Raw genomic sequence first — 20,358 nt, 5'->3', positions numbered from 1 at the left:
CTTTCTGTCTCCGAACCTTTAACACGAAGACATGAAAGGGGCCGATCAAGAACCCCTGTCATCCACTACAACAGGGGTTTTCGATGCGTATTCCCTCTTCCGTTTTCAGCGCCCTGCTGTTCTCGGCGCTCGTCGCTTCGCCGGCCATGGCTGAGCAGGAGTTCACCGCGACCCTGAAGGGCCATGCCGCGCTGCCGGCGCTCACCATCATCGATGCGCCGGCCGATGCGCCGGCCGACCTGCGCGTTGCCGGCAAGTACGCCACCGGCAAGGCGACCCGCGTCGACGAACCCGAGAGCGTCGAGGGCATCAACGACGGCCGCCCCACCGGCATCAAGTTCCCCTTCAAGGGCCAGGCCGTGCAGGGCCATTCCGGCATCAAGGCCGACCGTGACGGCACCTTCTGGGTCATCACCGACAACGGCATGGGCAACAAGGCCAATTCGCCGGACAACATGCTCTTCATCCACCACTACGCCATCGACTGGAAGGCGAACGCGGTCAACCGGCTCAGCACCACCTTCCTGCACGATCCCGACAAGAAGGTTCCGTTCCGCATCGCCGAGGAAGGCACCGAGAAGCGCTATCTCACGGGTTCCGACTTCGACCTCGAGTCCTTCCAGCTCATCGGCGACAAGATCTGGTTCGGCGAGGAGTTCGGCCCCTACCTGATCCGCACCGACCGCGACGGCAAGGTCGAGGCCGTGATCGAGACGGAAGTCGCGGGCAAGGTCGTCCGTTCGCCCGACCATTACAACATCAAGACGCCGGGCGCGCCGGGCAAGGTGGACTTCGAAGTGCGCCGCTCGAAGGGCTTCGAGGGCATGGCTTCCTCGCCGGACGGCAAGTTCCTCTATCCGCTGCTCGAAGGCGCGCTGTGGGATGCCGCGACGAACGCCACCGAGAAGGACAACGGCAAGGAATACCTGCGTATTCTTGAATTCGATGTGGCCAATCAGAAGTGGACCGGCCGCTTCTGGAAGTTCCCGCTTGAGGAGAACGGCCACTCCATCGGCGACTTCAACATGGTCGACGCCACCCACGGCCTCATCATCGAGCGCGACGACACCGAAGGCACCGCGAGCAAGGCCTGCCCGGCCGGCGAGAAGCGCAAGGATTGCTTCGCTACCCCCGCCAAGTTCAAGCGCGTCTACAAGATCGAGCTGACCGACGAGAATGCTGGCAAGGACGCCCGCAAGATCGGCTACATCGACCTGATGAAGATCCAGGATCCGGACAAGGTCGCCATCAAGGGCGAGAAGAACGGCGCGCTGGACTTCCCCTTCTTCACCATCGAGAACGTCGATGTCGTGGACGCCACGCACATTATCGTCGGCAACGACAACAACCTGCCGTTCTCCGCCAGCCGCGATCCCAACAAGGCCGACGACAACGAGTTCATCCTGCTCGAAGTCAAGGACTTCCTCGCCGCCAAGTGATTTCTTGTCAATTGGTGTTTGATTTCTTGTCACCTGGCGTTCGCGCATACGCATTCAGGCCCCGGCAGATCCTGCCGGGGTTTTTTGTTATTTGCCGGTTGTGTATTGGCAGGTCGGCCGGTGTTTGACGAACGTAACTTCCGGATGCCTCAGCGCCTGCGCAGCGGGATCGGCACGCGCAGCGCCTTCAGCCCGCCGAGCAACGTCGCGCCATAGACCAGCGCACCCACGCCCGCGACGATGGCGAGGTGGATGATGGCCTGCAGACGCGGCAGGGTGACGATCCACGGCTCCGCGAATTGCTGCGCGGCATAGGCGGCCACGGCCAACGCAACGCAGGCCACGGCGACGGCGACGAGCGTGCGCCCCAGCGCGCCATCGGGCGCGGTCCATTGCTTGCGGATCGCGAGGATGTACAGCAGCCCGCCGTTCACCCACGCGCCGACCGCCGTCGCGAGCGCGAGGCCGGGCGCACCCATGTCGCCCGCGAGCGCGATCTTGAGAGCGACATTCACCGCGATGCCGATCAGCGATGCCACGGCCGGCGTCGCCGTGTCGAGCCTCGCGCGGAAGCTCGCGACCAGTGCGGGAATCGCCACGATGGCCGGCAGGCCGAAGGCATATGCCGCGAGCACGGCGCCGGCGGCCTGCGCGTCCGCCGCCGTGAAGGCGCCGCGCCCGAACAGGGCGGACATGATGAGGTCCGGCACGATCAGGAAGGCCACCATGCACGGCGCGCCGAGCGCCAGCGCCAGCATCAGCGTGCGGTTCTGCGCGGCGTGCGCGGCGGCGTCCCGGTTCGCGGCGATCAGGCGGCTCATCTCCGGCAGCACCACCGTGCCGGCCGCCAGCGCGATAACGCCGATGGGAAGCTGGTAGAGTCGGTCGGCATAATAGATGGAGGAGACCGCGCCGGTGGGCAGCAGCGAGGCGATGATCGTGTCGGCGAACAGCGCGATCTGTACGCCGGCCGAACCGATCACCGCCGGTCCGAGCGCCTTCAGGAAGGTGCGCATGTCGTCGTCGAGCCGCGGGCGGGCGAGGCGGGGCGCGATGCCGGCGCGGTGCGCGTCGCCGTAGACGAGCGCAAGCTCCAGCACGCCCGCCGCCGCCACGCCCCAGGCGGCGGCATGCGCGGCGGAGGGGAACAGGAAGGCGAGCGCCAGTGCGGCGACGATGGCGACATTCAGCAGGATCGGCGCGCCCGCCGCCGCCGCGAAGCGCTCCACGCCGTTCAGCACGCCCGACACCAGCGTCACCAGCGTGATGAAGAACAGGTAAGGGAAGGTGATGCGCGTCAGCGTCACCGCGAGCGCGAATTTCTCTGGATCGGCGGCGAAGCCGGGTGCGAGCAGCGTCACCACCTGCGGCATGAAGGTGAGTGCGATGCCCAGCACCAGCGTCTGGACGATCAGCATCGTCGTCCAGACATTGTCGGCGAAGCGGCGCGCCGCCGCCACGCCCGCCGCTTCGTGCAGGCGCGTGAAGGCGGGGATGAACGCGGCGTTGAACGCGCCCTCGCTGAAGATGGCCCGGAAATGATTGGGCAGCCGCAAGGCGACGAAGAACGCATCCGCAATCAGGCCAGCGCCCAGAACGGCGGCTGTCGCCAGATCGCGGAACAGTCCGGTGACGCGCGACAGCAGCGTGAAACCGCTGACGGAGATGAAGTGCTTCAGCATCGGTATCTCAGTCCAGCGCCGTGCCCGCGGCCACAGCCAGCGCCCTGCGCATGCCCGTGGTTGCCGGATCGCCCGTCTGCGGCAACCCTTCCAGCTTCTCGAACGCCATGATCGCCTGCCGCGTGGCGGGGCCCATCAGCCCGTCCGCCGTGATAGCGTAGCCGAGCTTGACGAGCGCCTTCTGCACGCCGAGCACGCCCGCTGGTTTCGCCTCGCGCGGCGGCGCGCCCGTGGCGAGGAGGTGCGCGATGGCGTCGTCCGAGGTCGGCGCCGCGACGGCGGGTGCGGCGGCCGCTGCTTCATTCCGTCGCGGCGGCTGCGGCTGCACGGCCGCCTCCGCCGTGCCGGCCGGGCGCGGCGCGGGAGGGCGGGGCGCCTGCGCGGGAGTCCGGGCGGCGGAAGCAGGCTTGGGCGCGGGTTGCGCGGGCGCATCGGCCCTGTTCTCACCGAAAAGCGGCGAGGGGTGCGTGCCTTCCTGCAGGAAGGCGGCATTGACGATGATCGACACGGCCAGCACAGCTCCCGTCAGGCCACCGCCGAGCGCCGCCGGATAGCGCCTGAACGCGCCGACGACAGCCGAGGCCGCGAGCCCCGAAATGTCGCGCAGGAACGCCGTCAGCACAGGTGGTTCCGGCGCGGTGGCGCGTGGCGCGCGGCGCTCGTCCGGAGCGCGGGAAACAGGTGTCGCCGGTCCTCGCACGCGCTTGGGCGCGGGCGCGCGCCTGACGGCGTCGAAATCTGAACGGGCGAGAGCTTCACGCACGGGTCTGATCGTTTCCTCTGCCGGGCGGGCTGCCAACCGGTGGCGGGTCCGCGAACGGGATAATTCCAACACGGCAATTATGGCATGGCAGGCTTAAGCGAACGCTAAAGGCTCCGCCAAAGCAGGTGCGCGGGTGCCTTTCCGCACATGCGGGCTGGCGTCTGCCCGGCATCTTCAGCCCAGCGCCTGCGCGACATGGGCGCGCAGCTCGCCGAGCGTAAACGGTTTCAGCAGGATGCCGGCGAGATTCGTGAGACCCTGCGCGCGTTCGTGCTGGTCGGAGTAGCCGGTCATGATCAGGATCACGAGGTCCGGCCACTGGGCCGCCGCTTCCTGCGCCAGCGCGATGCCGTCCATCAGGGGCATGCGCACGTCGGTGAGCAGCAGGTCGAACGCACCGCGCGCCGCCGTCAGCGTGTCGAGTCCCTCCGCGCCGTCGCCGGCGGTTTCGACGTCATGGCCGTCGAGTTCCAGCCCGCGCTTCAGAAAGCCGCGCACGCTCGCCTCGTCGTCCACAAGCAGGATGCGCGCCATGGTCAGGTTTCGCTCTTTTCGATAACGCCGATATACGGCAATTGCCTGAAGGAATGGGCGGCGTCCATGCCGTAGCCGACGACAAAGAGATCGGGGCAGGTGAAGCCGACGAAATCGGGGTGGATGGCGGTGGCGCGCTTGTTCGGCTTTTCCAGCAGCACGGCGGACAGCACCCGCCGCGCGCCGCGCGCCACCAGCAGATCCTTGGCGAAGGCCAGCGTGCGGCCCGATTCGAGGATGTCGTCGAGCAGCAGGACATCGCGCCCCACGACGTCGCTGTCGATATCCTTGACGATCGTGACGGTGCCCGAAGACACCAGCCCGTCCTTGTAGCTGGAGAGCTGGATGAACTCCACCTGCGGCGCCAGTCCGGCGCGGTGGAGGGCGCGGATGAGATCGGCCGCGAACATGAAGCTGCCCTTCAGCACGGCGACGACCAGCAGGTGACGCGGCTGTATCGCCGCGATGTCGCGTGCGATCTCTTCGTTGCGGGCGGCGATCTCTGTTTCGCCGAACAGGGGCCTGATGCGCACGGACTGGTTCATGCGTGATTCCGATGTTGATCCGGCATCGGGGATACCATTTCGGCGCCGCCCGCTCCAGCCCCCTCGCGTGCGGGACGCCGCATCTGTCGCGGCGTGTTGAGGCCGGGCGTCAGGCCCTCGCGCATCACGGCGCGCCGCAGAGGTCCGATCAGGCCCAGCGTCAGCAGGCCCGCGCCTCGCAGCAGGTCCGCCGGCAGCATATCGGCGAGCAGCGTGCGGTTCAGCAGGTCGATGGCGTTGGTGCGCAGCGCCGTATCCACCCTGCGTCCGCGCCCGAAGCGCTCCAGCACACGCGCCGCGCCGATGTCGACGCCGTTCGCGCGCGCGTCCACGACAGCGTCGTGCAGTGCCGCGCCGTCACGCAGGCCGAGGTTCAGCCCCTGCGCGCCGATGGGCGGGAAGACGTGCGCGGCCTCGCCGACCAGTGCCAGCCGCCGCGCCGTGAGCGCCGTCGGGCTCATGCCCGACAGGGGCACCGCGCCGCGCGGCCCGGCGACCCGCATGGCACCGAGCAGGCTTTGCGCCTGTTCCTCGACCGCGCGGGCGAAGGAGTCGTCGTCGAGCGCCGCGAGGCGTTCGGCGTCCTGCGGGCGGTTGACCCATACGAGGCTCGACACCCGTCCCGGTAACGGCACCAGCGTGAACGGCCCGGCGCGCGTGTGGAACTCCGTGGAGGCGCCGCCGTGGTCGCGCGCATGCGCGAGGATGGCGGTGACCGCCGTCTGCGGATAGGCCCATGTCCGCGTGCCGATCCCCGCCGCGCGGCGCAGCGGCGAATGGCGGCCCTCAGCCCCCACCGCGAGGCGGGCGCCGATTCGCCGTCCGTCCTCCAGCGTGACCGTGGCAGCCTCCTCCGTGGCAGCGAAGCCAGCCACCCGGGCGGGCAGGAGCGTGAGGTTTTCGCGCGCCGCCGCAGCCTCCGCCAGGTGGGCGACGAGCCTGACGTTCTCGACATTGTGGCCGAAGGCGTCGAGGCCGATCTCGCGCGACGAGAAGCTGACCGGCGGCGGGCGGAACAGGCTGCCGGTGGCGTCCACGATGCGCATATGCGTCATCGGCGCGGCGTCGGGGGCGATGCGCTCCCACACGCCGATAGCCGTCAGGAAGCGTACCGAACCGTCGAGCAGCGCCACGGTGCGCCCGTCCCGCGGCGCGCCCGCCTCGCCGACCAGGGCGGTGGCGAATCCCTCTCCCGCCAGCGCGATGGCCGTAGCCATGCCGGCGGGCCCCGCGCCCGCGACGATGATGTCGAAATCCGCCGCCATGTGTCGTCTCCGTGCTCGTTCGCCGGCTGTGGCCGCATTCTCCGAAATCTGCATAACCTCTGGATGCACGCCGGGCAAACATTTGCGTCAATACAGCTTGCCGCATCCGCAAGCCGAAATGGCTGGCATACGGACGGCCCCGGGCTTACTCTCGACGCGCAAGCTATAAAATCTGTCGTTTCAGCGACCTGAATGAAGGAGTAGCGCCTTGAACGCCATCGTCGTCCATGCTTACGGCGGACCGGAGGTCCTGTCGTTCGAAACCGTTCCCGTCCGCCAGCCGGGTCCCGGCGAGGTGCTCGTCGCCAACAAGGCGGTGGGGGTGAACTATATCGATACCTACTTCCGCTCCGGCGTCTACAAGGCGCCGCAACTGCCCTTCGTGCTGGGCAACGAGGCGGCGGGCGAGATCGAGGCAGTCGGGGAGGGCGTCGACGAGTTCGTTCCTGGCGACCGCGTCGCCTACACCCACACGCTCGGCGCCTATGCCGAGCGCACGGTGGTGCCGGCGAAGAGCGTCGTGAAGCTCCCGGGCTCCATCGGCTTCGAGACGGCGGCGGGCAGCCTGCTCAAGGGCCTGACGGCGGAATATCTGCTGCACCGCACCTTCAAGGTCGAGCCCGGCCATACCATCCTGATCCATGCGGCGGCGGGCGGCGTCGGCCTCATCCTGACCCAGTGGGCGAAGCTGATCGGCGCCACGGTCATCGGCACGGCCGGCTCGCCGGAAAAGGTGGAGCTGGCCCGCGCCAACGGCGCTGACCATGTCATCGACTACACGAAGGAGGATTTCGTCGCCCGCGTGCGTGAGATCACGGAGGGCAGGGGCGTCGACGTCGTCTACGACGGCGTGGGCAAGGCCACGTTCCCGGCCTCCCTCGACACGCTCCGGCCGCTGGGGCTGTTCGTCAGCTTCGGCAATGCCTCGGGCGTGATCGAGGCGTTCGACATCCTGCTGCTCAGCCAGAAAGGCTCGCTCTACGCCACGCGGCCGACGCTCAACGTCTATACGGCGCACCGCGAGACGTTGCTCGAACAGGCGGAGAACCTCTTCGGAGTGATCGGCGGCGGCAAGGTGAACATCGCCGTGAACGCCCGCTTTCCCCTGCGGGAGGCCGCTGACGCGCATCGGGCGCTGGCGAGCCGCAAGACCACCGGCGCGACCGTCCTGCTGCCGTGAGATGTCGCTCAGGAGGTCCGCGTGCGCGCGGACTTCCTGTTTAAGCGCGACCAGCCGCCGTGCAGCGCGAGCAGGATCAGCGCCAGCACGAAGGGGATGAGATAGTAGAACAGGCGGAACAGTAGCACCGCGCCCAGCACACCCTCGCGCGAGAGTTGCGAAAGGGCGATCAGCATGGTGGCCTCGAACACGCCGAGCCCGCCCGGCGAATGGCTTACGATGCCCAGCATGCAGGCGAGCACGTAGATCGCCAGAAACGTCTCGAAGCTGATGCCGTGGCCGCCGGGCAGCAGCACGAACAGCACGGCGGCGCTCGCGCAGACGTCGCCCGCGCCGAGCAGCGTCTGCCCCAGCGACAGGCGGAAGCCCGGCAGGTCCAGCCGCCAGCCGCGAACGATCACGGCGCGCCGCTTCAGTGATACCCAGACGAAGTAGCCAATGAGCACCGCCAGCACACCCGCGCCCGTGAGCTGAATGACGGACGGGCGCAGATAGAGGAGGCCGCTCAGCGCCGGCGCCTCGCGGAGCAGGCTCCACGCCAGCACGCAGCCCATGCCGAGCCAGAAGGTGATGCCGGCGATGACGGTGAGCGAGGCGATCTTCCACGCCTTCAGGCCCTTGGGCGAATAGATCCAGTACCGCACGGTGCCGGACGTCACCACGGGAAAGCCGAGCGTGAAGCTCACCGCGTAGCTCGTGAAGGAGGCGAGCGCCGTGATGTGATAGGCGATGCGCTCGCCCAGCTGCCGCAACGCGAGGAAATCGTAGCCCGTCAGCAGGCTGTAGCTGATGACCGTGAACAGGGCCGCGAGACCGATCTGGCGCAGGCTGGCGGACGCCAGCGCATCGCGAAGCTGCGCCGCGTCCACCTCGTGCGCCAGATGCCACAGGGCGACGAGGGCGGCGAGGAAGATGGCCGCGCTGAGCAGCGCACCCAGCATCTGCCAGCGCTGCCGGCGGCGGATCATCGCCTGCGCCCGCTCGCGCCGGCGTTGCGAGTCGGAGACGGCGTTATCCGGCCGGGCGTCGGCGGAAACCGGACCGGCGGCGCCGGACGTCGATTCGGGAAACTGCGGATTCATTCGTGTCCCACCTGCGAGTCGCTGCCGGCAGGCGAAGCTGCTGGCACCATTGAGGTCGTCGCGTACCGGACAGGATCAACGCGGCAATCCGGTGGCGGGCCGCGCATCCCGATGCGAAACCCGCGTTTGCGCCTGCTGTAGCACAGGCGAAGGGCAGTTTAGAACAAGACTCGTGATTGGCGCACAGCATTCGGAAAGAGAGGCCGGGAGGCCGGAAAAGCGGGGTTACGCCCGCGGATCGTCGTCCGCCGGGCCATAGCCGATGCGGGGCCGTCCACCGCCGCGCCGGTCGAGCGCGAGGTCGATCACGGTCTCCACGCGCAGCAGCCGCCGGTCGATGTCGACGACGTGGTTGGCGAGCTTCTCGACCTTTTCGCCCTGCTGCCTGACCCGCTCCTCGATCAGGATGATGGAGCGGATCGCCGCCATCGCATCGCGCAACGTGCTCATGACATGCTCCTGGAGCGCTTTCCGGGTGGATGGAATCGTCTGGCCGATCGGAATACGCTGACGGACTCCGGATCGGCGCTCAGGCGGCGGTCTGTTCCGCCGCGGCTTTCTTTTCGGCGAAATAGGCGAGCGCGGTATCGAGCGCCGCCTCGGTGCGGTCGAGCTGGGCAAGCGTCGCCGCGCGCGAGGTGTGCAGCGCCTCCAGCAGCAGCGCCAGCTCCTGCTCTTCCTCCTCGCGCTTCTGCCGCGCGCCGGCCGCGGCCGGATCGAAGTTCTGCAGGCTGCGGCGCACGTATTCGGCCGTGGACACGCCGATTTCCCGCGCGCGCGCTTCCACCCGCTGCTTGTCCTGCGACGAGATGGGGACGATCAGCCGTTCGGATGCGAGAACGCTCATGACAGCCTCCTGACGATATTGCCTATGATCATGTCCATGTATAACTAGGATCGGCGCGTCCGGATTGCAAGCGGCAAAAAACCCCCGGCGCAGGAGCGGCGGGGGTTTTCGGTTTCATGCCACGGGCAGGCGAGGCGGGATCAGTCGTCCTTGCCGCCGTTCTTGTCGTCCTCGGCCTTCTGCTTGGCCTCAAGGTCCTCGCCGGTTTCCTGGTCGACGGCCTTCATCGACAGGCGCACCTTGCCGCGATCGTCGAAGCCGAGCAGCTTCACCTTGACCTTCTGGCCTTCCTTGACGACGTCCGTCACCTTGGCCACGCGCGTGGCAGCGAGCTGCGAGATGTGGACGAGGCCATCGCGGGCACCGAAGAAGTTCACGAAGGCGCCGAACTCTGCCGTCTTGACGACGGTGCCCTCGTAGATGGCGTTCAGTTCCGGCTCGGCCGCGATGGAGCGGATCCAGTTGATCGCCGCCGTGATCGACTTGGTGTCGGACGAGGCGATCTTGACCGTGCCGTCGTCGGCGATGTCGATCTTGGCGCCGGTCTTCTCCACGATCTCGCGGATGACCTTGCCGCCCGAGCCGATCACCTCGCGGATCTTGTCCTGCGGGATCTTCAGCGTCTCGATGCGCGGCGCGTATTCGCCGAGTTCGTTGCGGGCGGAGGCGAGCGCCTTCGCCATCTCGCCGAGGATGTGGACGCGGCCGCCGCGCGCCTGGTCGAGCGCGACACGCATGATCTCCTCGGTGATGCCGGCGATCTTGATGTCCATCTGCAGGGCGGTGATGCCCGCTTCCGTGCCCGCGACCTTGAAGTCCATGTCGCCGAGGTGGTCCTCGTCGCCGAGGATGTCGGACAGTACCGCGTAACGCTCACCCTCAAGGATGAGGCCCATGGCGATGCCGGCGACCGGGCGGCGCAGCGGCACGCCGGCGTCCATCAGCGCGAGCGACGTGCCGCAGACGGTGGCCATCGAGGAAGAACCGTTCGATTCGGTGATCTCCGAGACCGCGCGCAGCGTGTAGGGGAACTCATGGTGCGGCGGCAGCAGCGGATGGACCGCGCGCCAGGCGAGCTTGCCGTGGCCGATCTCGCGCCGGCCGGGCGAGCCGATGCGGCCCGTCTCGCCCACCGAGAAGGGCGGAAAGTTGTAGTGCAGCAGGAAGGTTTGCTTGCGGGTGCCTTCCAGCGAGTCGATGAGCTGCTCGTCGTCGCCGGTGCCGAGCGTCGCCACCACCAGCGCCTGCGTCTCGCCGCGCGTGAACAGCGCCGAGCCGTGGGTGCGCGGCAGGAAGCCGACCTGCGCCAGAATCGGGCGCACGGTCTTGACGTCGCGGCCATCGATGCGGACGCCCGTGTCGAGGATGTTCCAGCGGACGATCTTCGCCTGCACTTCCTTGAACACGGCCTTGACGAGTTCGGTGTCGAAACGCGGGTTCTCGCCCCCGGTGAGGGCGGTGAGCACCTTGGCCTTCGCGGCGTCGACGGCGCCATAGCGCTGCTGCTTGTCGACGATCTGGTAGGCGGCGCGCAGCTCCTGCTCGGCGATTTCGAGCACGGCGTTCTCGATCTCGGACAGGTCCCGGGAGGCGAGTTCGCGCGGCTCCTTGGCGGCCTTTTCCGCCAGGCGGATGATTGCGTCGATCACCGGCTGGAAAGCCTTGTGGCCGAACGTGACGGCGCCGAGCATGACCTCCTCGGACAGCTCCTTCGCCTCCGATTCGACCATCAGAACCGCGTCGGCGGTGCCAGAGACCACGAGGTCGAGTTCGGTGTCCTCGCGCTGCGCCAGCGTCGGGTTGAGGGTGTATTCGCCCTTGGAATAGGCGACGCGCGCGGCGCCGATCGGCCCCATGAAGGGAACGCCGGAGAGCGTAAGCGCGGCGGATGCCGCCACCATGGACAGGACGTCCGGATCGTTCTCAAGGTCATGCGTCAGCACGGTGACGATGATCTGCGTATCGTTGCGCCAGCCGTCGACGATGAGGGGGCGGATCGGGCGGTCGATGAGGCGTGAGACGAGCGTCTCATGCTCGCTCGGGCGCCCCTCGCGCTTGAAATAGCCGCCGGGGATGCGGCCGGCCGCGTAGGCCTTTTCCTGATAGTTGACGGTGAGCGGCAGGAAGTCCACGCCGGGCTTGACGTCCTTCGCGGCGACGACCGTCGCAAGCACTGTCGTCTCGCCGAGGGTGGCGAGCACGGCACCGTCAGCCTGGCGGGCGATCCGGCCCGTCTCAAGTGTCAGCTTCGTGCCGCCCCAGACGATTTCCTCTCGTTGAATATCGAACATGTCTTTCTCTCTTGCTTTGTCGCATCGCGCGACACGGTTCCGGGCGCCTGACCGCGGATCGGCCCTGCGCCCTCGGTCGGAACGCCATGAGCAAGACGGCAGGAGGCTTCATCCATCCCGGTCCGGACATCGGATTGTCCCGAAAGCGGTATCCGCTTGTCCATCCGATGCCCCGAAGCACCCTGCGATCCTGCCATGGCCGTCTTCCGGCTGAATTGCAACGCCCCTAGCAGACAGGCATTGCGTGAAAATTGTGCGACCGTCGTTCGCGGCCTTCTTATACAAAACGCCCGGGACGCAAGCCGCGCCCCGGGTGTTCAGGTCGTCATCCCACTTGAGACAAACGCGATAACGCCCTGACGCCGGGTCGTCGCACCGCTCAGCGGCGGATGCCGAGGCTGCCGATCAGCGTGCGGTAGCGCCCCTCGTCCTTGCCCTTCACGTAGTCCAGCAGCTTGCGGCGCTGGGACACGAGCTTGAGAAGGCCGCGGCGCGAATGGTTGTCCTTGGCGTGCGTCTTGAAGTGCTCCGTCAGGTTGGAAATGCGTTCGGTCAGAATGGCGACCTGCACTTCCGGCGAGCCGGTATCGTTCGGCACGCGGGCATATTCCTTGAGAAGCTCCTGCTTGCGCTCGGGAGTAATCGACATCGGGTTATCCTTTCGAAAATCTGTGGGCGCGTCAGTGCGCGCCGCTGAGGTTGAACACGCGGCGGGCAACGATCTCTCCCGCTTCCAGATCCGCCACGGCGACGAGTCGTCCCTGGCAGGTCACGGCAAGCGGGCCCTTGATGATCGGTGCGTCCCGTCCGCGCAGGAGTACGGTCTGGCCCCTTGCGAGCCTGACCGCGTCCGCCCTGTTGACGGCCAGCGCCGGGATGTCGTCCAGCGCGGTCTCAACGGGCAGAAGGACTTGCGGCAAAATTGCCTGGTCGATCTGATGATCGCCGTCCGGCTTATGACTCAATTCCTCCAGTCTCGCCAGCGAAATCGTGCGATCGAGCCGAAATGGCCCCACGCGCGTGCGGCGCAGGGCGCTGACATGGCCGTAGCAGCCGAGCGCCTGGCCAAGATCGCGCGCGATGGCGCGCACATAGGTGCCCTTGCCGCATTCGGCTTCCAGCATGCTGGTGTCACCCGTGTGCTCTGTCAGCGTCAGCCGGTCGATGACGACCGGGCGCGCCTCAAGTTCCACCACCTCGCCCTCGCGCGCCAGATCGTAGGCACGCTCGCCCTCGATCTTGATGGCGGAAAAGCGTGGCGGCACCTGCATCAGTTCGCCGGTGAAGCGGGGCAGCATGGCTTCCACGGCGGCGCGGTCCGGCCGCAGGTCGCTCCGGCGTGTGATCTCGCCTTCCGTATCGTCGGTGTTGGTTTCCGCGCCCCAGCTCACAGTGAACGAATAGGCTTTGCGCCCGTCCATCACGTAGGGCACCGTCTTCGTCGCCTCGCCGAGCGCGATCGGCAGGATGCCCGAGGCCAGCGGGTCCAGCGTGCCGGCATGGCCCGCCTTGCGCGCGTTGAAGAGACGCTTGATCACGGCCACCGCGTGGGTCGATGTCATGCCGACGGGCTTGTCGAGGATGAGCCAGCCGTTGACGTCGCGCTTGCGCCCGCGCGATTCGCTGCCCGCCCGGCGCGGCTGGCCGCGCTGCGCTCGCCCGGCTGCCTGCCTCGACGGAGCGTCGCCGGCGGCCGTGCCACCCTCGCCGCCCGGTGCTGTCTGCTCGTCCTCAGCGGTCATGGTCGCCGTCGTCATCGTCATCGTCTCTGCGGTCCTCCTGGTCGATAGATTCTTCGACAACCCGGCTGGCGCGGAGCAGGCTATCGATGTGGCTGGCCTCGTCGAATGATTCGTCGAGGCGGAAGCGGATGTCCGGCGCGTAACGCAGGTTGATGCGCTGCGCGACCTCGGTGCGGATGAGGCGGCGGTTGCGCTCCAGCGCCGCGAGCACCGGCTTCGAATCCTTGCCGCCCAGCGGAATGATATAGGCCGTGGCGAGCCGCAGGTCAGGCGACATGCGCACCTCGGGCACCGTGATGACATGGGAGGCGAGCACGTCGTCATGGACCTCGCCACGCATCAGGATTTCCGCAAGAGCATGACGCACGAGTTCGCCCACGCGCAAACCGCGCTGGCTGGGGCCGGAGCCCGCATCGAATTTCCTTCGGGACATTTATTTCTTATCCCCCGGGGTCGGACCGGGGCCTTTCCATTTTTCGTAACGATATCAGCAATGAAGGAGGGGGAATGCCCCCTCCGGATCGGTCTGTCACAGCGTCCGGCGGATTTCCTCGACGGTGTAGCATTCGATGATGTCGCCCACGCGCATGTCCTGATAGCTCTCGAAGGACATGCCGCACTCCTGGCCGGCCACGACTTCCTTCGCGTCGTCCTTGAAGCGCTTGAGCTGCGACAGCTTGCCTTCGTGGATAACGACGTTGTCGCGGATGAGGCGCACATGCGCGCCCCTCTGCACCACGCCGTCGGTGACGAGGCAGCCGGCCACCTTGCCGACCTTGGAGACGTTGAAGATCTCCCGGATTTCGGCATTGCCGAGGGTGTGCTCGCGCAGCGTCGGCGCCAGCATGCCCGACATCGCCGCCTTCACGTCATCCACGAGGTTGTAGATGATGTTGTAGTAGCGGATTTCGATGCCGGCCCGCTCGGCCGATTCGCGCGCTTCCTTGTTGGCGCGCACGTTGAAGCCGATGACCACCGCGCCGGAGGCTTCCGCCAGCGTGATATCCGATTCGGTGATGCCGCCGACGCCGGAATGGATGATGCGCGCCGCGACTTCTTCGTTGCCCGCCTTCTCCAGCATGCCGACGATGGCCTCCGCCGAGCCCTGCACATCCGCCTTGACGACGAGCGCGAACTCCTTGCGGCCCGCGCCCTCCTTGAGGTCGCGCATCATGTCGGCGAGCGAGCGCGCCGCGCCCGCGCCGCGCACGGCCGCGAGGTCGCGCTTCTGGCGGATGCGGTAGCCGGTGATCTCGCGCGCCCGCGCCTCCGACTCGACCACGGCCACGCGGTCGCCCGCCTCGGGCGTGCCGTTGAAGCCCAGGACCTCGGCGGGAACGGACGGGCCGGCTTCCCTGATCTGCGCGCCCGTGTCGGCGATCAGCGCGCGCACGCGGCCCCATTCGGCGCCGGCGACCACGATGTCGCCAACCCGGAGCGTGCCGCGCTGCACGAGGACGGTGGCCACCGGGCCGCGCCCGCGATCGAGCTTGGCCTCGATGACCGTGCCTTCCGCCGAATGGCCGGCATTAGCCCTCAGCTCCAGGATTTCCGCCTGAAGCTGCAGGCCTTCCAGCAGCTTGTCGAGATTGGTGCCGACCTTGGCCGAAACCTCGAACTCGAGCGTCTCGCCGCCCATCGACTCGACCACGACGCCGTGCTGGAGCAGTTCCGTGCGCACGCGCTGCGGATTGGCATCCGGCTTGTCGATCTTGTTGATCGCGACGATCATCGGCACCTGCGCCGCATTGGCATGGTTGATGGCCTCGATCGTCTGCGGCATCACGCCGTCGTCCGCCGCCACGACCAGCACCACGATGTCCGTGACCTTCGCGCCGCGCGCGCGCATCGCGGTGAAGGCGGCGTGGCCGGGGGTGTCGATGAAGGTGATCTTGCCGCCGAGCGGCGAGGTCACCTGATAGGCGCCGATGTGCTGTGTGATGCCACCGGCCTCGCCGGAAACCACGTTCGCGTGGCGGATGGCATCGAGCAGCGACGTCTTGCCGTGGTCGACGTGACCCATGATGGTGATCACCGGCGGACGCGGCTCCAGATCGCCCTCGTCGTCGGGCCGCGCATCGAAAAGGCCTTCCTCGACGTCCGATTCGGCGACGCGCTTCACGGCGTGGCCGAGTTCCTCGGCGATGAGCTGCGCGGTGTCGGCGTCGATCACGTCGGTGATCTTGTGCATCTCGCCCTGCTTCATCAGCAGGCGAATCACGTCGACTCCGCGCTCGGCCATGCGCAGCGCAAGCTCCTGGATCGTGATCGTCTCGGGAATGATCACCTCACGGCTGATCTTTTCTTTAGGCTCGACGATCTGTTGGCCACGCATGCGCTGCTGGCGGCGGCGATAGGCAGCGACCGAGTGCGTGCGCTCGCCGTCATCGCCGGCTGTCGCGGCCGCGACCGTCAGACGCCCGCGGCGCTTTTCCTCGCCAGCGCCCTTGGCCGGGGGCAGGGCGGGGCGCGGCGCGGCGCCTGCGCCGGGACGGCGCCCCGCGCGCGCTCCTTCACTTTCATCCGTATTCGCAACGGCGCGGCTGCGCGCGGGCGTCGCGGTTGCCGGCGCGCCCGTTGTGGTACGACGGGGCGCGGCCTGTTCCGCCGCCGGCGTGGAAGCCGTTGCGCCTGCAGCCTTCTCGGCCCGTTCGGGCGCACGCGCGGCGCGTGGTGCCCCGGCCGCCTGGCCGGCGTCCGCGCCGAGACGACGGCGCGCTTCCTCTTCCGAGCGGCGCTTGAGTTCCTCTTCCTGCCGCCGGCGCTCTTCTTCCTCGCGCTTGCGCGCCTCGGCCGCCTCGCGCTCGATCTTCTCGCGCGCTTCGCGTTCGGCCCGCAGCTTCGCTTCCTCAACGGCGCGGCGGCGCTCCTCCTCCTCGCGCTTCCTCGCCTCGGCGAGTGCGTGGAGACGTGCGTCCCGCTCGTCATCGGTCAGCGTGCGCAGCACGACGCCGGAGCCGCCGCGCTGGCCGCCCGCGCGGCCACCGGGGCGTCCGCCGCCGGCACGTCCGCCGGGACCCTGGCCGGGCCGCCCCTGCGGCGCCGGAGGCGTGCGAACGGGCGCAGCCGGAGCAACGCGCGAAGGCGCCGCAGGCCGCGCGGCCTGTGCCGGCACAGCCGCAGGCGCTTCCTTCGGCGCGGGAGCCTTCACAACCGGCGCGGCAGTGGGGGCAGCCGGCGCTGCCGCAGCCGGAGCAACGGAAACAGGCGCGGATTCAGCGGGAGCTGCGGCGGCAGGAGCAGGAGCCGGTGCAGCGGGGGCGGGTGTCGGCGCCGGCTGGGCAACGGGCTTCTCCGGCGCCGCCGCGGCGACAGGCTGGCTCGGCGCGGGCGCAACGGCGGGCGCCGCCGGCGCAGGTGCTGCAGCGGGGGCCGGTTTCACGGCAGGCGCGGGGGCAGCCGTCGCGGGGGGGGCTTCCTTAGCCTCGGCGGGTGCGATCACCCGGCGCTTCACCTTCTCCACCACCACGGCCTTGGTCCGCCCGTGTGAGAAACTCTGGCGCACGACGCCCTGTTCGACAGGGCGCTTCAGCGTCAGCGTCTTCGAGGGCGTCACGCTCAGCGTCTTGTCGTTCGGGTTCTTCGTATCTGTCATTCCGTCGGTGTCCTGCGCCTTCGCGTTCATTCTTGCCCCATGATCGCCTCGCCGGCCGGCTCTCCGCCCGACGCGCCCCCGGTTTGGGGCGTCACCGATGTGGCGTGAGCCTCGTGCCGAGGCGTCGAAAAACCTGTCATGCAATAACGGGCCAGTCTGTGCCAGCGCGTCATAAAACCGTCGCTTCCCGATCCGGCGACAAGAGCTGCATGTATCACATGTGTGCGCCCCAAAGCCAAATCCAAATGCGATCCCTCAAAACAATCAATGATCGGAATAGTATCCGATCGTTCATTGTGGCCGCGATGCAACGCCTGTGCCAGCTTGCGCCGGCCATCGGGCGCGGCCTCCCGTGCGTGGAGGAGCGCCGCGATCGACGTCCTGCCGTCCGGGTTCGCCGCGAGTGCCTCGACCTTGCCGAAGCCGGTCACTGCCGCGCCTGCCTTGTTGGCGAGCGACAGCGCCTGCAGCACGTCGCGGCACAGCAGCCCCTCGACGTCGTCGGCCAGTGTCGGCGAGGCCTTCACCCCCGCCTTCAGCGACCGCGCGAACGTCTTGCGGCGCACGGCCTCGGAAACGGCTTCCCGTGTCGCTTCGATCCAGACTCCGCGTCCCGGCAGGCGGGCGCGGATGTCCGGCACCACCGATCCGTCAGGCCCGGCGACGAAGCGAATCATCGCCTCCTTCGCCATCGGCCGGCGTGACAGTGCGCAAGTCCTGCTGTCTTCTTCCCTGCGGCTGCTGTCCTCGTGCGCGGGCAAGTCTCCTTCGGACGTTGGCAAACCTGTCTCCTTACGCCTGCGGCGCCTCGTGTCCGGCGTCCTCGTGCTCCGTTTCCTCTTCCTCTTCCCCGCCGGTTTCCGGCAGGGCGTCGATCCAGCCAACAGCCACACGGGCAGCCATGATCATGTTCTCGGCGTCCTGACGCGAGATTTCGAAACCGTCGAGAATGCCCTTGTGGCGGGTAACTTCCTGCCCCTTGCGCTCCGACCAGCCGGCGAGTTCGTCCGTCGCGCAGCCAGCGAGGTCCTCGATGGTGCGGATGTCGTTCTCGCCAAAGGCGACGAGCATCGCCGTGGTGACGCCATCGATGTTGCGCAGTTCATCCTCCACGCCGAGTTCCTTGCGGCGCTCATCCTGCTCCGCCTCCACCCGCGCCAGATAGTCCTGCGCACGCGACTGGATTTCGGCTGCCGTCTCCTCGTCGAAGCCCTGGATCGCCGTCAGCTCCCCGAGTTCGACGAAGGCGATTTCCTCTACGGAGCGGAAGCCCTCGGACGCCAGCAGCTGGCCGACCACCTCGTCGACATCGAGCGTATTCATAAAGGTGGCGGTGCGCTCGGCGAATTCCTTCTGGCGGCGCTCCGATTCCTCGTGCTCCGTCAGGATGTCGATGTCCCAGCCGGTGAGCTGCGAGGCGAGCCGCACGTTCTGGCCGCGCCGGCCGATGGCGAGCGAAAGCTGCTCATCCGGCACCACGACCTCGATGCGCTCGGAATCCTCATCGAGCACGACCTTCATCACCTCGGCGGGCTGAAGCGCGTTGACGATGAAGGTCGCCGAATCCTGCGACCATGGGATAATGTCCACTTTCTCGCCCTGCAGCTCCTGTACCACGGCCTGCACGCGCGAGCCGCGCATGCCGACGCAGGCGCCGACCGGGTCGATGGACGAATCGCGCGAGATGACGGCGATCTTGGCGCGCGAGCCCGGATCGCGGGCGACGGCCTTGATCTCCACGACGTTGTCGTAAATCTCCGGCACTTCCTGCGCGAACAGCTTCGCCATGAATTGCGGATGGGTGCGGGAGAGGAATATTTGCGGCCCGCGTGTCTCGCGGCGCACGTCATAGACATAGGCGCGAATGCGGTCGCCCGGGCGGAAGGTCTCGCGCGGAATCAGCTCGTCGCGGCGCACGATGGCTTCTGCGCGGCCCATGTCGACGATGACGTTGCCGTATTCCACCCGCTTGACGACGCCATTGATGATCTCGCCGATGCGGTCCTTGTATTCCTCGTACTGGCGGTCGCGCTCGGCTTCGCGCACTTTCTGCACGATCACCTGTTTGGCCGACTGTGCGGCGATGCGGCCGAAGTCGAACGGCGGTAGCGTGTCGGAGATCGAATCACCGATCTGGGCGGCCGGGTTGTGGCGGCGCGCCTCGATCAGGCTGATCTGCGTCGCCGGACTATCGAGGTCGGCATCGTCCACCACGAGCAGGTGGCGAGACAGCCGCAGCTCACCCGTGCGCGGATCGATTTCCGCGTGGATGTCGGTCTCTGCTCCGTAGCGCGACCGGGCCGCCTTGGCGATGGCGTCTTCCATGGCCTCGATGACGATGGCGCGGTCGATCGCCTTCTCGCGGGACACCGCATCGGCGATCTGCAGAAGCTCAAGCCTGTTGGCGCTGACGGTCATCCGCCACTCCTTCCGTATGGGGTCTTGCTGTGGGTACCTGCTTTGCCGGCGGCCTTGCCCTTGCGCGCGGAAGGCCCGCCGGAGGGGCCGGGCGCTTCCGGCGCGTTGTCGTTGTCCGCCTCTTGCGGGAGCGTCCCGTCATCGTCGGCCTCGACGTCCGGCGATTGCGCATCGGCGGCCCGCGCTGCGCGCAGCGCTTCCCGCACCAGCGCGTCGGTCAGCACCAGCCGCGCCGCGCCAATGCTGCGCAAGGGAAGCGCGACCACTGGTTCCTGCCCTTCCGCCGCGTCGGGCAGTTCGACGAGCGCCTCGTCTCCCCGCACGCCGCGCAGCACGCCACGAAAACGCTTGCGGCCATCGAGCGGCAGCGCGAGATCGATGCGCGCCTCGTGGCCCGTCCAGCGGATGAAATCGCCGGCGCGCACCAGCGGGCGATCGATGCCGGGCGACGAAATTTCAAGGTTGTAATGACCCTCGATGGGATCCTCGAGGTCGAGCACCGGCGACAGCGCGCGGCTGACGGTCTCGCAATCGTCGACACTCATGCTGCCGTCGGGCAGTTCCGCCATGATCTGGACGGTGCAGCCGTTCTGTGCCGTCACCTTGACGCGCACCAGCCGGTAGCCGATATCCGCCAGCACGGGTTCGACGATCGCGGCCACCCGTGCGGCCACGCCGGTTTCGGTGATCAGGCGCGGGTCCTGCAGCGGTGGGTTGTTGGCGGTCGGTTCCATTGGCTCTCGTTACGGACTCTTGTGCGCGCAGCGCAGGTGCCTCCGCGGTGCGGAACCGGCTCCGGAGCTGCATCCAGACAGGGAAAGGCCAATACAAAAAGGAGCGGTCCCGACGGAACCACTCATCGTAACAGCCCATATGAACCATCTGATGTGATAACGTATAATAGTCACGCAGCCCCGCCGGCGCAAGTCCTGATTCGGACATCGGCCAAAATTGCCCGGCGGACGGGGCCCGCGC

18 protein-coding genes are annotated in these 20,358 nt (G+C 67.8%); 2 read left to right on the top strand and 16 right to left on the bottom strand.

The window, feature by feature from the left end:
- Positions 1-83 precede the first annotated feature (83 nt).
- Positions 84-1,439 (top strand): esterase-like activity of phytase family protein, encoded by a 1,356-nt coding sequence (locus tag FHS82_RS09965; RefSeq protein ID WP_166951839.1) that lies wholly within the window; start codon positions 84-86, stop codon positions 1,437-1,439.
- Between the two features lie 149 nt (positions 1,440-1,588).
- Here the strand turns inward: FHS82_RS09965 and murJ are convergent, their stop codons facing one another.
- The 5 genes from murJ to FHS82_RS09940 all read right to left on the bottom strand — a co-directional run bounded on the left by murJ (position 1,589) and on the right by FHS82_RS09940 (position 6,228).
- The gene (gene murJ / locus FHS82_RS09960) at positions 1,589-3,121 is read right to left on the bottom strand and encodes a murein biosynthesis integral membrane protein MurJ (protein ID WP_166951837.1); all 1,533 of its coding nucleotides are present in this window, start codon (positions 3,119-3,121) and stop codon (positions 1,589-1,591) included.
- Between the two features lie 7 nt (positions 3,122-3,128).
- Positions 3,129-3,884: a peptidoglycan-binding protein gene (locus FHS82_RS21340; protein WP_166951835.1), complete on the bottom strand. Its 756-nt coding sequence runs from the start codon at positions 3,882-3,884 to the stop codon at positions 3,129-3,131.
- 174 nt (positions 3,885-4,058) lie between these two features.
- The gene (locus FHS82_RS09950) at positions 4,059-4,418 is read right to left on the bottom strand and encodes a response regulator (protein ID WP_166951834.1); all 360 of its coding nucleotides are present in this window, start codon (positions 4,416-4,418) and stop codon (positions 4,059-4,061) included.
- Between the two features lie 2 nt (positions 4,419-4,420).
- The gene (gene hpt, locus FHS82_RS09945) at positions 4,421-4,963 is read right to left on the bottom strand and encodes a hypoxanthine phosphoribosyltransferase (protein ID WP_166951832.1); all 543 of its coding nucleotides are present in this window, start codon (positions 4,961-4,963) and stop codon (positions 4,421-4,423) included.
- Positions 4,960-6,228 (bottom strand): UbiH/UbiF family hydroxylase, encoded by a 1,269-nt coding sequence (locus FHS82_RS09940; protein WP_166951830.1) that lies wholly within the window; start codon positions 6,226-6,228, stop codon positions 4,960-4,962. Before FHS82_RS09940 ends, hpt begins: the two co-directional genes overlap by 4 nt.
- A 208-nt stretch (positions 6,229-6,436) precedes the next feature.
- On the opposite strand from FHS82_RS09940, the gene FHS82_RS09935 reads away from it, so the two are divergent.
- Positions 6,437-7,408, top strand: coding sequence for a quinone oxidoreductase family protein (locus FHS82_RS09935; RefSeq protein ID WP_166951828.1), 972 nt, complete (start codon positions 6,437-6,439; stop codon positions 7,406-7,408).
- A gap of 8 nt (positions 7,409-7,416) precedes the next feature.
- Here the strand turns inward: FHS82_RS09935 and FHS82_RS09930 are convergent, their stop codons facing one another.
- From FHS82_RS09930 to rimP, 11 genes are all read right to left on the bottom strand, one after another.
- Positions 7,417-8,490, bottom strand: coding sequence for a lysylphosphatidylglycerol synthase domain-containing protein (locus FHS82_RS09930; protein WP_166951826.1), 1,074 nt, complete (start codon positions 8,488-8,490; stop codon positions 7,417-7,419).
- Positions 8,491-8,715: 225 nt separating this feature from the next.
- Positions 8,716-8,940, bottom strand: coding sequence for a hypothetical protein (locus FHS82_RS09925; protein ID WP_166951824.1), 225 nt, complete (start codon positions 8,938-8,940; stop codon positions 8,716-8,718).
- Positions 8,941-9,019: 79 nt separating this feature from the next.
- The gene (locus FHS82_RS09920; protein ID WP_166951822.1) at positions 9,020-9,337 is read right to left on the bottom strand and encodes a hypothetical protein; all 318 of its coding nucleotides are present in this window, start codon (positions 9,335-9,337) and stop codon (positions 9,020-9,022) included.
- Positions 9,338-9,477: 140 nt separating this feature from the next.
- Positions 9,478-11,628 (bottom strand): polyribonucleotide nucleotidyltransferase, encoded by a 2,151-nt coding sequence (gene pnp / locus FHS82_RS09915; protein ID WP_166951821.1) that lies wholly within the window; start codon positions 11,626-11,628, stop codon positions 9,478-9,480.
- A gap of 379 nt (positions 11,629-12,007) precedes the next feature.
- Positions 12,008-12,277: a 30S ribosomal protein S15 gene (gene rpsO, locus FHS82_RS09910; protein ID WP_166951819.1), complete on the bottom strand. Its 270-nt coding sequence runs from the start codon at positions 12,275-12,277 to the stop codon at positions 12,008-12,010.
- A gap of 31 nt (positions 12,278-12,308) precedes the next feature.
- Positions 12,309-13,391: a tRNA pseudouridine(55) synthase TruB gene (truB, locus tag FHS82_RS09905; RefSeq protein ID WP_246225269.1), complete on the bottom strand. Its 1,083-nt coding sequence runs from the start codon at positions 13,389-13,391 to the stop codon at positions 12,309-12,311.
- A complete protein-coding gene (rbfA, locus tag FHS82_RS09900; protein ID WP_166951816.1) occupies positions 13,360-13,803 on the bottom strand; it encodes a 30S ribosome-binding factor RbfA in 444 nt (147 codons plus the stop codon). Before rbfA ends, truB begins: the two co-directional genes overlap by 32 nt.
- 96 nt (positions 13,804-13,899) lie before the next feature.
- Positions 13,900-16,965 (bottom strand): translation initiation factor IF-2, encoded by a 3,066-nt coding sequence (gene infB / locus FHS82_RS09895; RefSeq protein WP_166951813.1) that lies wholly within the window; start codon positions 16,963-16,965, stop codon positions 13,900-13,902.
- 26 nt (positions 16,966-16,991) lie between these two features.
- Positions 16,992-17,726 carry an RNA-binding protein gene (locus FHS82_RS09890; protein WP_166952544.1) on the bottom strand — a complete coding sequence of 245 codons (735 nt, stop codon included), beginning with the start codon at positions 17,724-17,726 and terminating at the stop codon, positions 16,992-16,994.
- Positions 17,727-17,757: 31 nt separating this feature from the next.
- Positions 17,758-19,383: a transcription termination factor NusA gene (gene nusA, locus FHS82_RS09885; protein WP_166951810.1), complete on the bottom strand. Its 1,626-nt coding sequence runs from the start codon at positions 19,381-19,383 to the stop codon at positions 17,758-17,760.
- Positions 19,380-20,117 carry a ribosome maturation factor RimP gene (rimP, locus tag FHS82_RS09880; protein WP_166951807.1) on the bottom strand — a complete coding sequence of 246 codons (738 nt, stop codon included), beginning with the start codon at positions 20,115-20,117 and terminating at the stop codon, positions 19,380-19,382. Before rimP ends, nusA begins: the two co-directional genes overlap by 4 nt.
- Positions 20,118-20,358: the final 241 nt, after the last annotated feature.

This window comes from Pseudochelatococcus lubricantis (genome assembly GCF_011762225.1).
In the GTDB taxonomy this organism is placed as follows: Bacteria; Pseudomonadota; Alphaproteobacteria; order Rhizobiales; family Beijerinckiaceae; genus Pseudochelatococcus; species Pseudochelatococcus lubricantis.
Note: the sequence above shows the minus strand (reverse complement) of the source record. Positions and strands in the feature narration are given on the sequence as shown.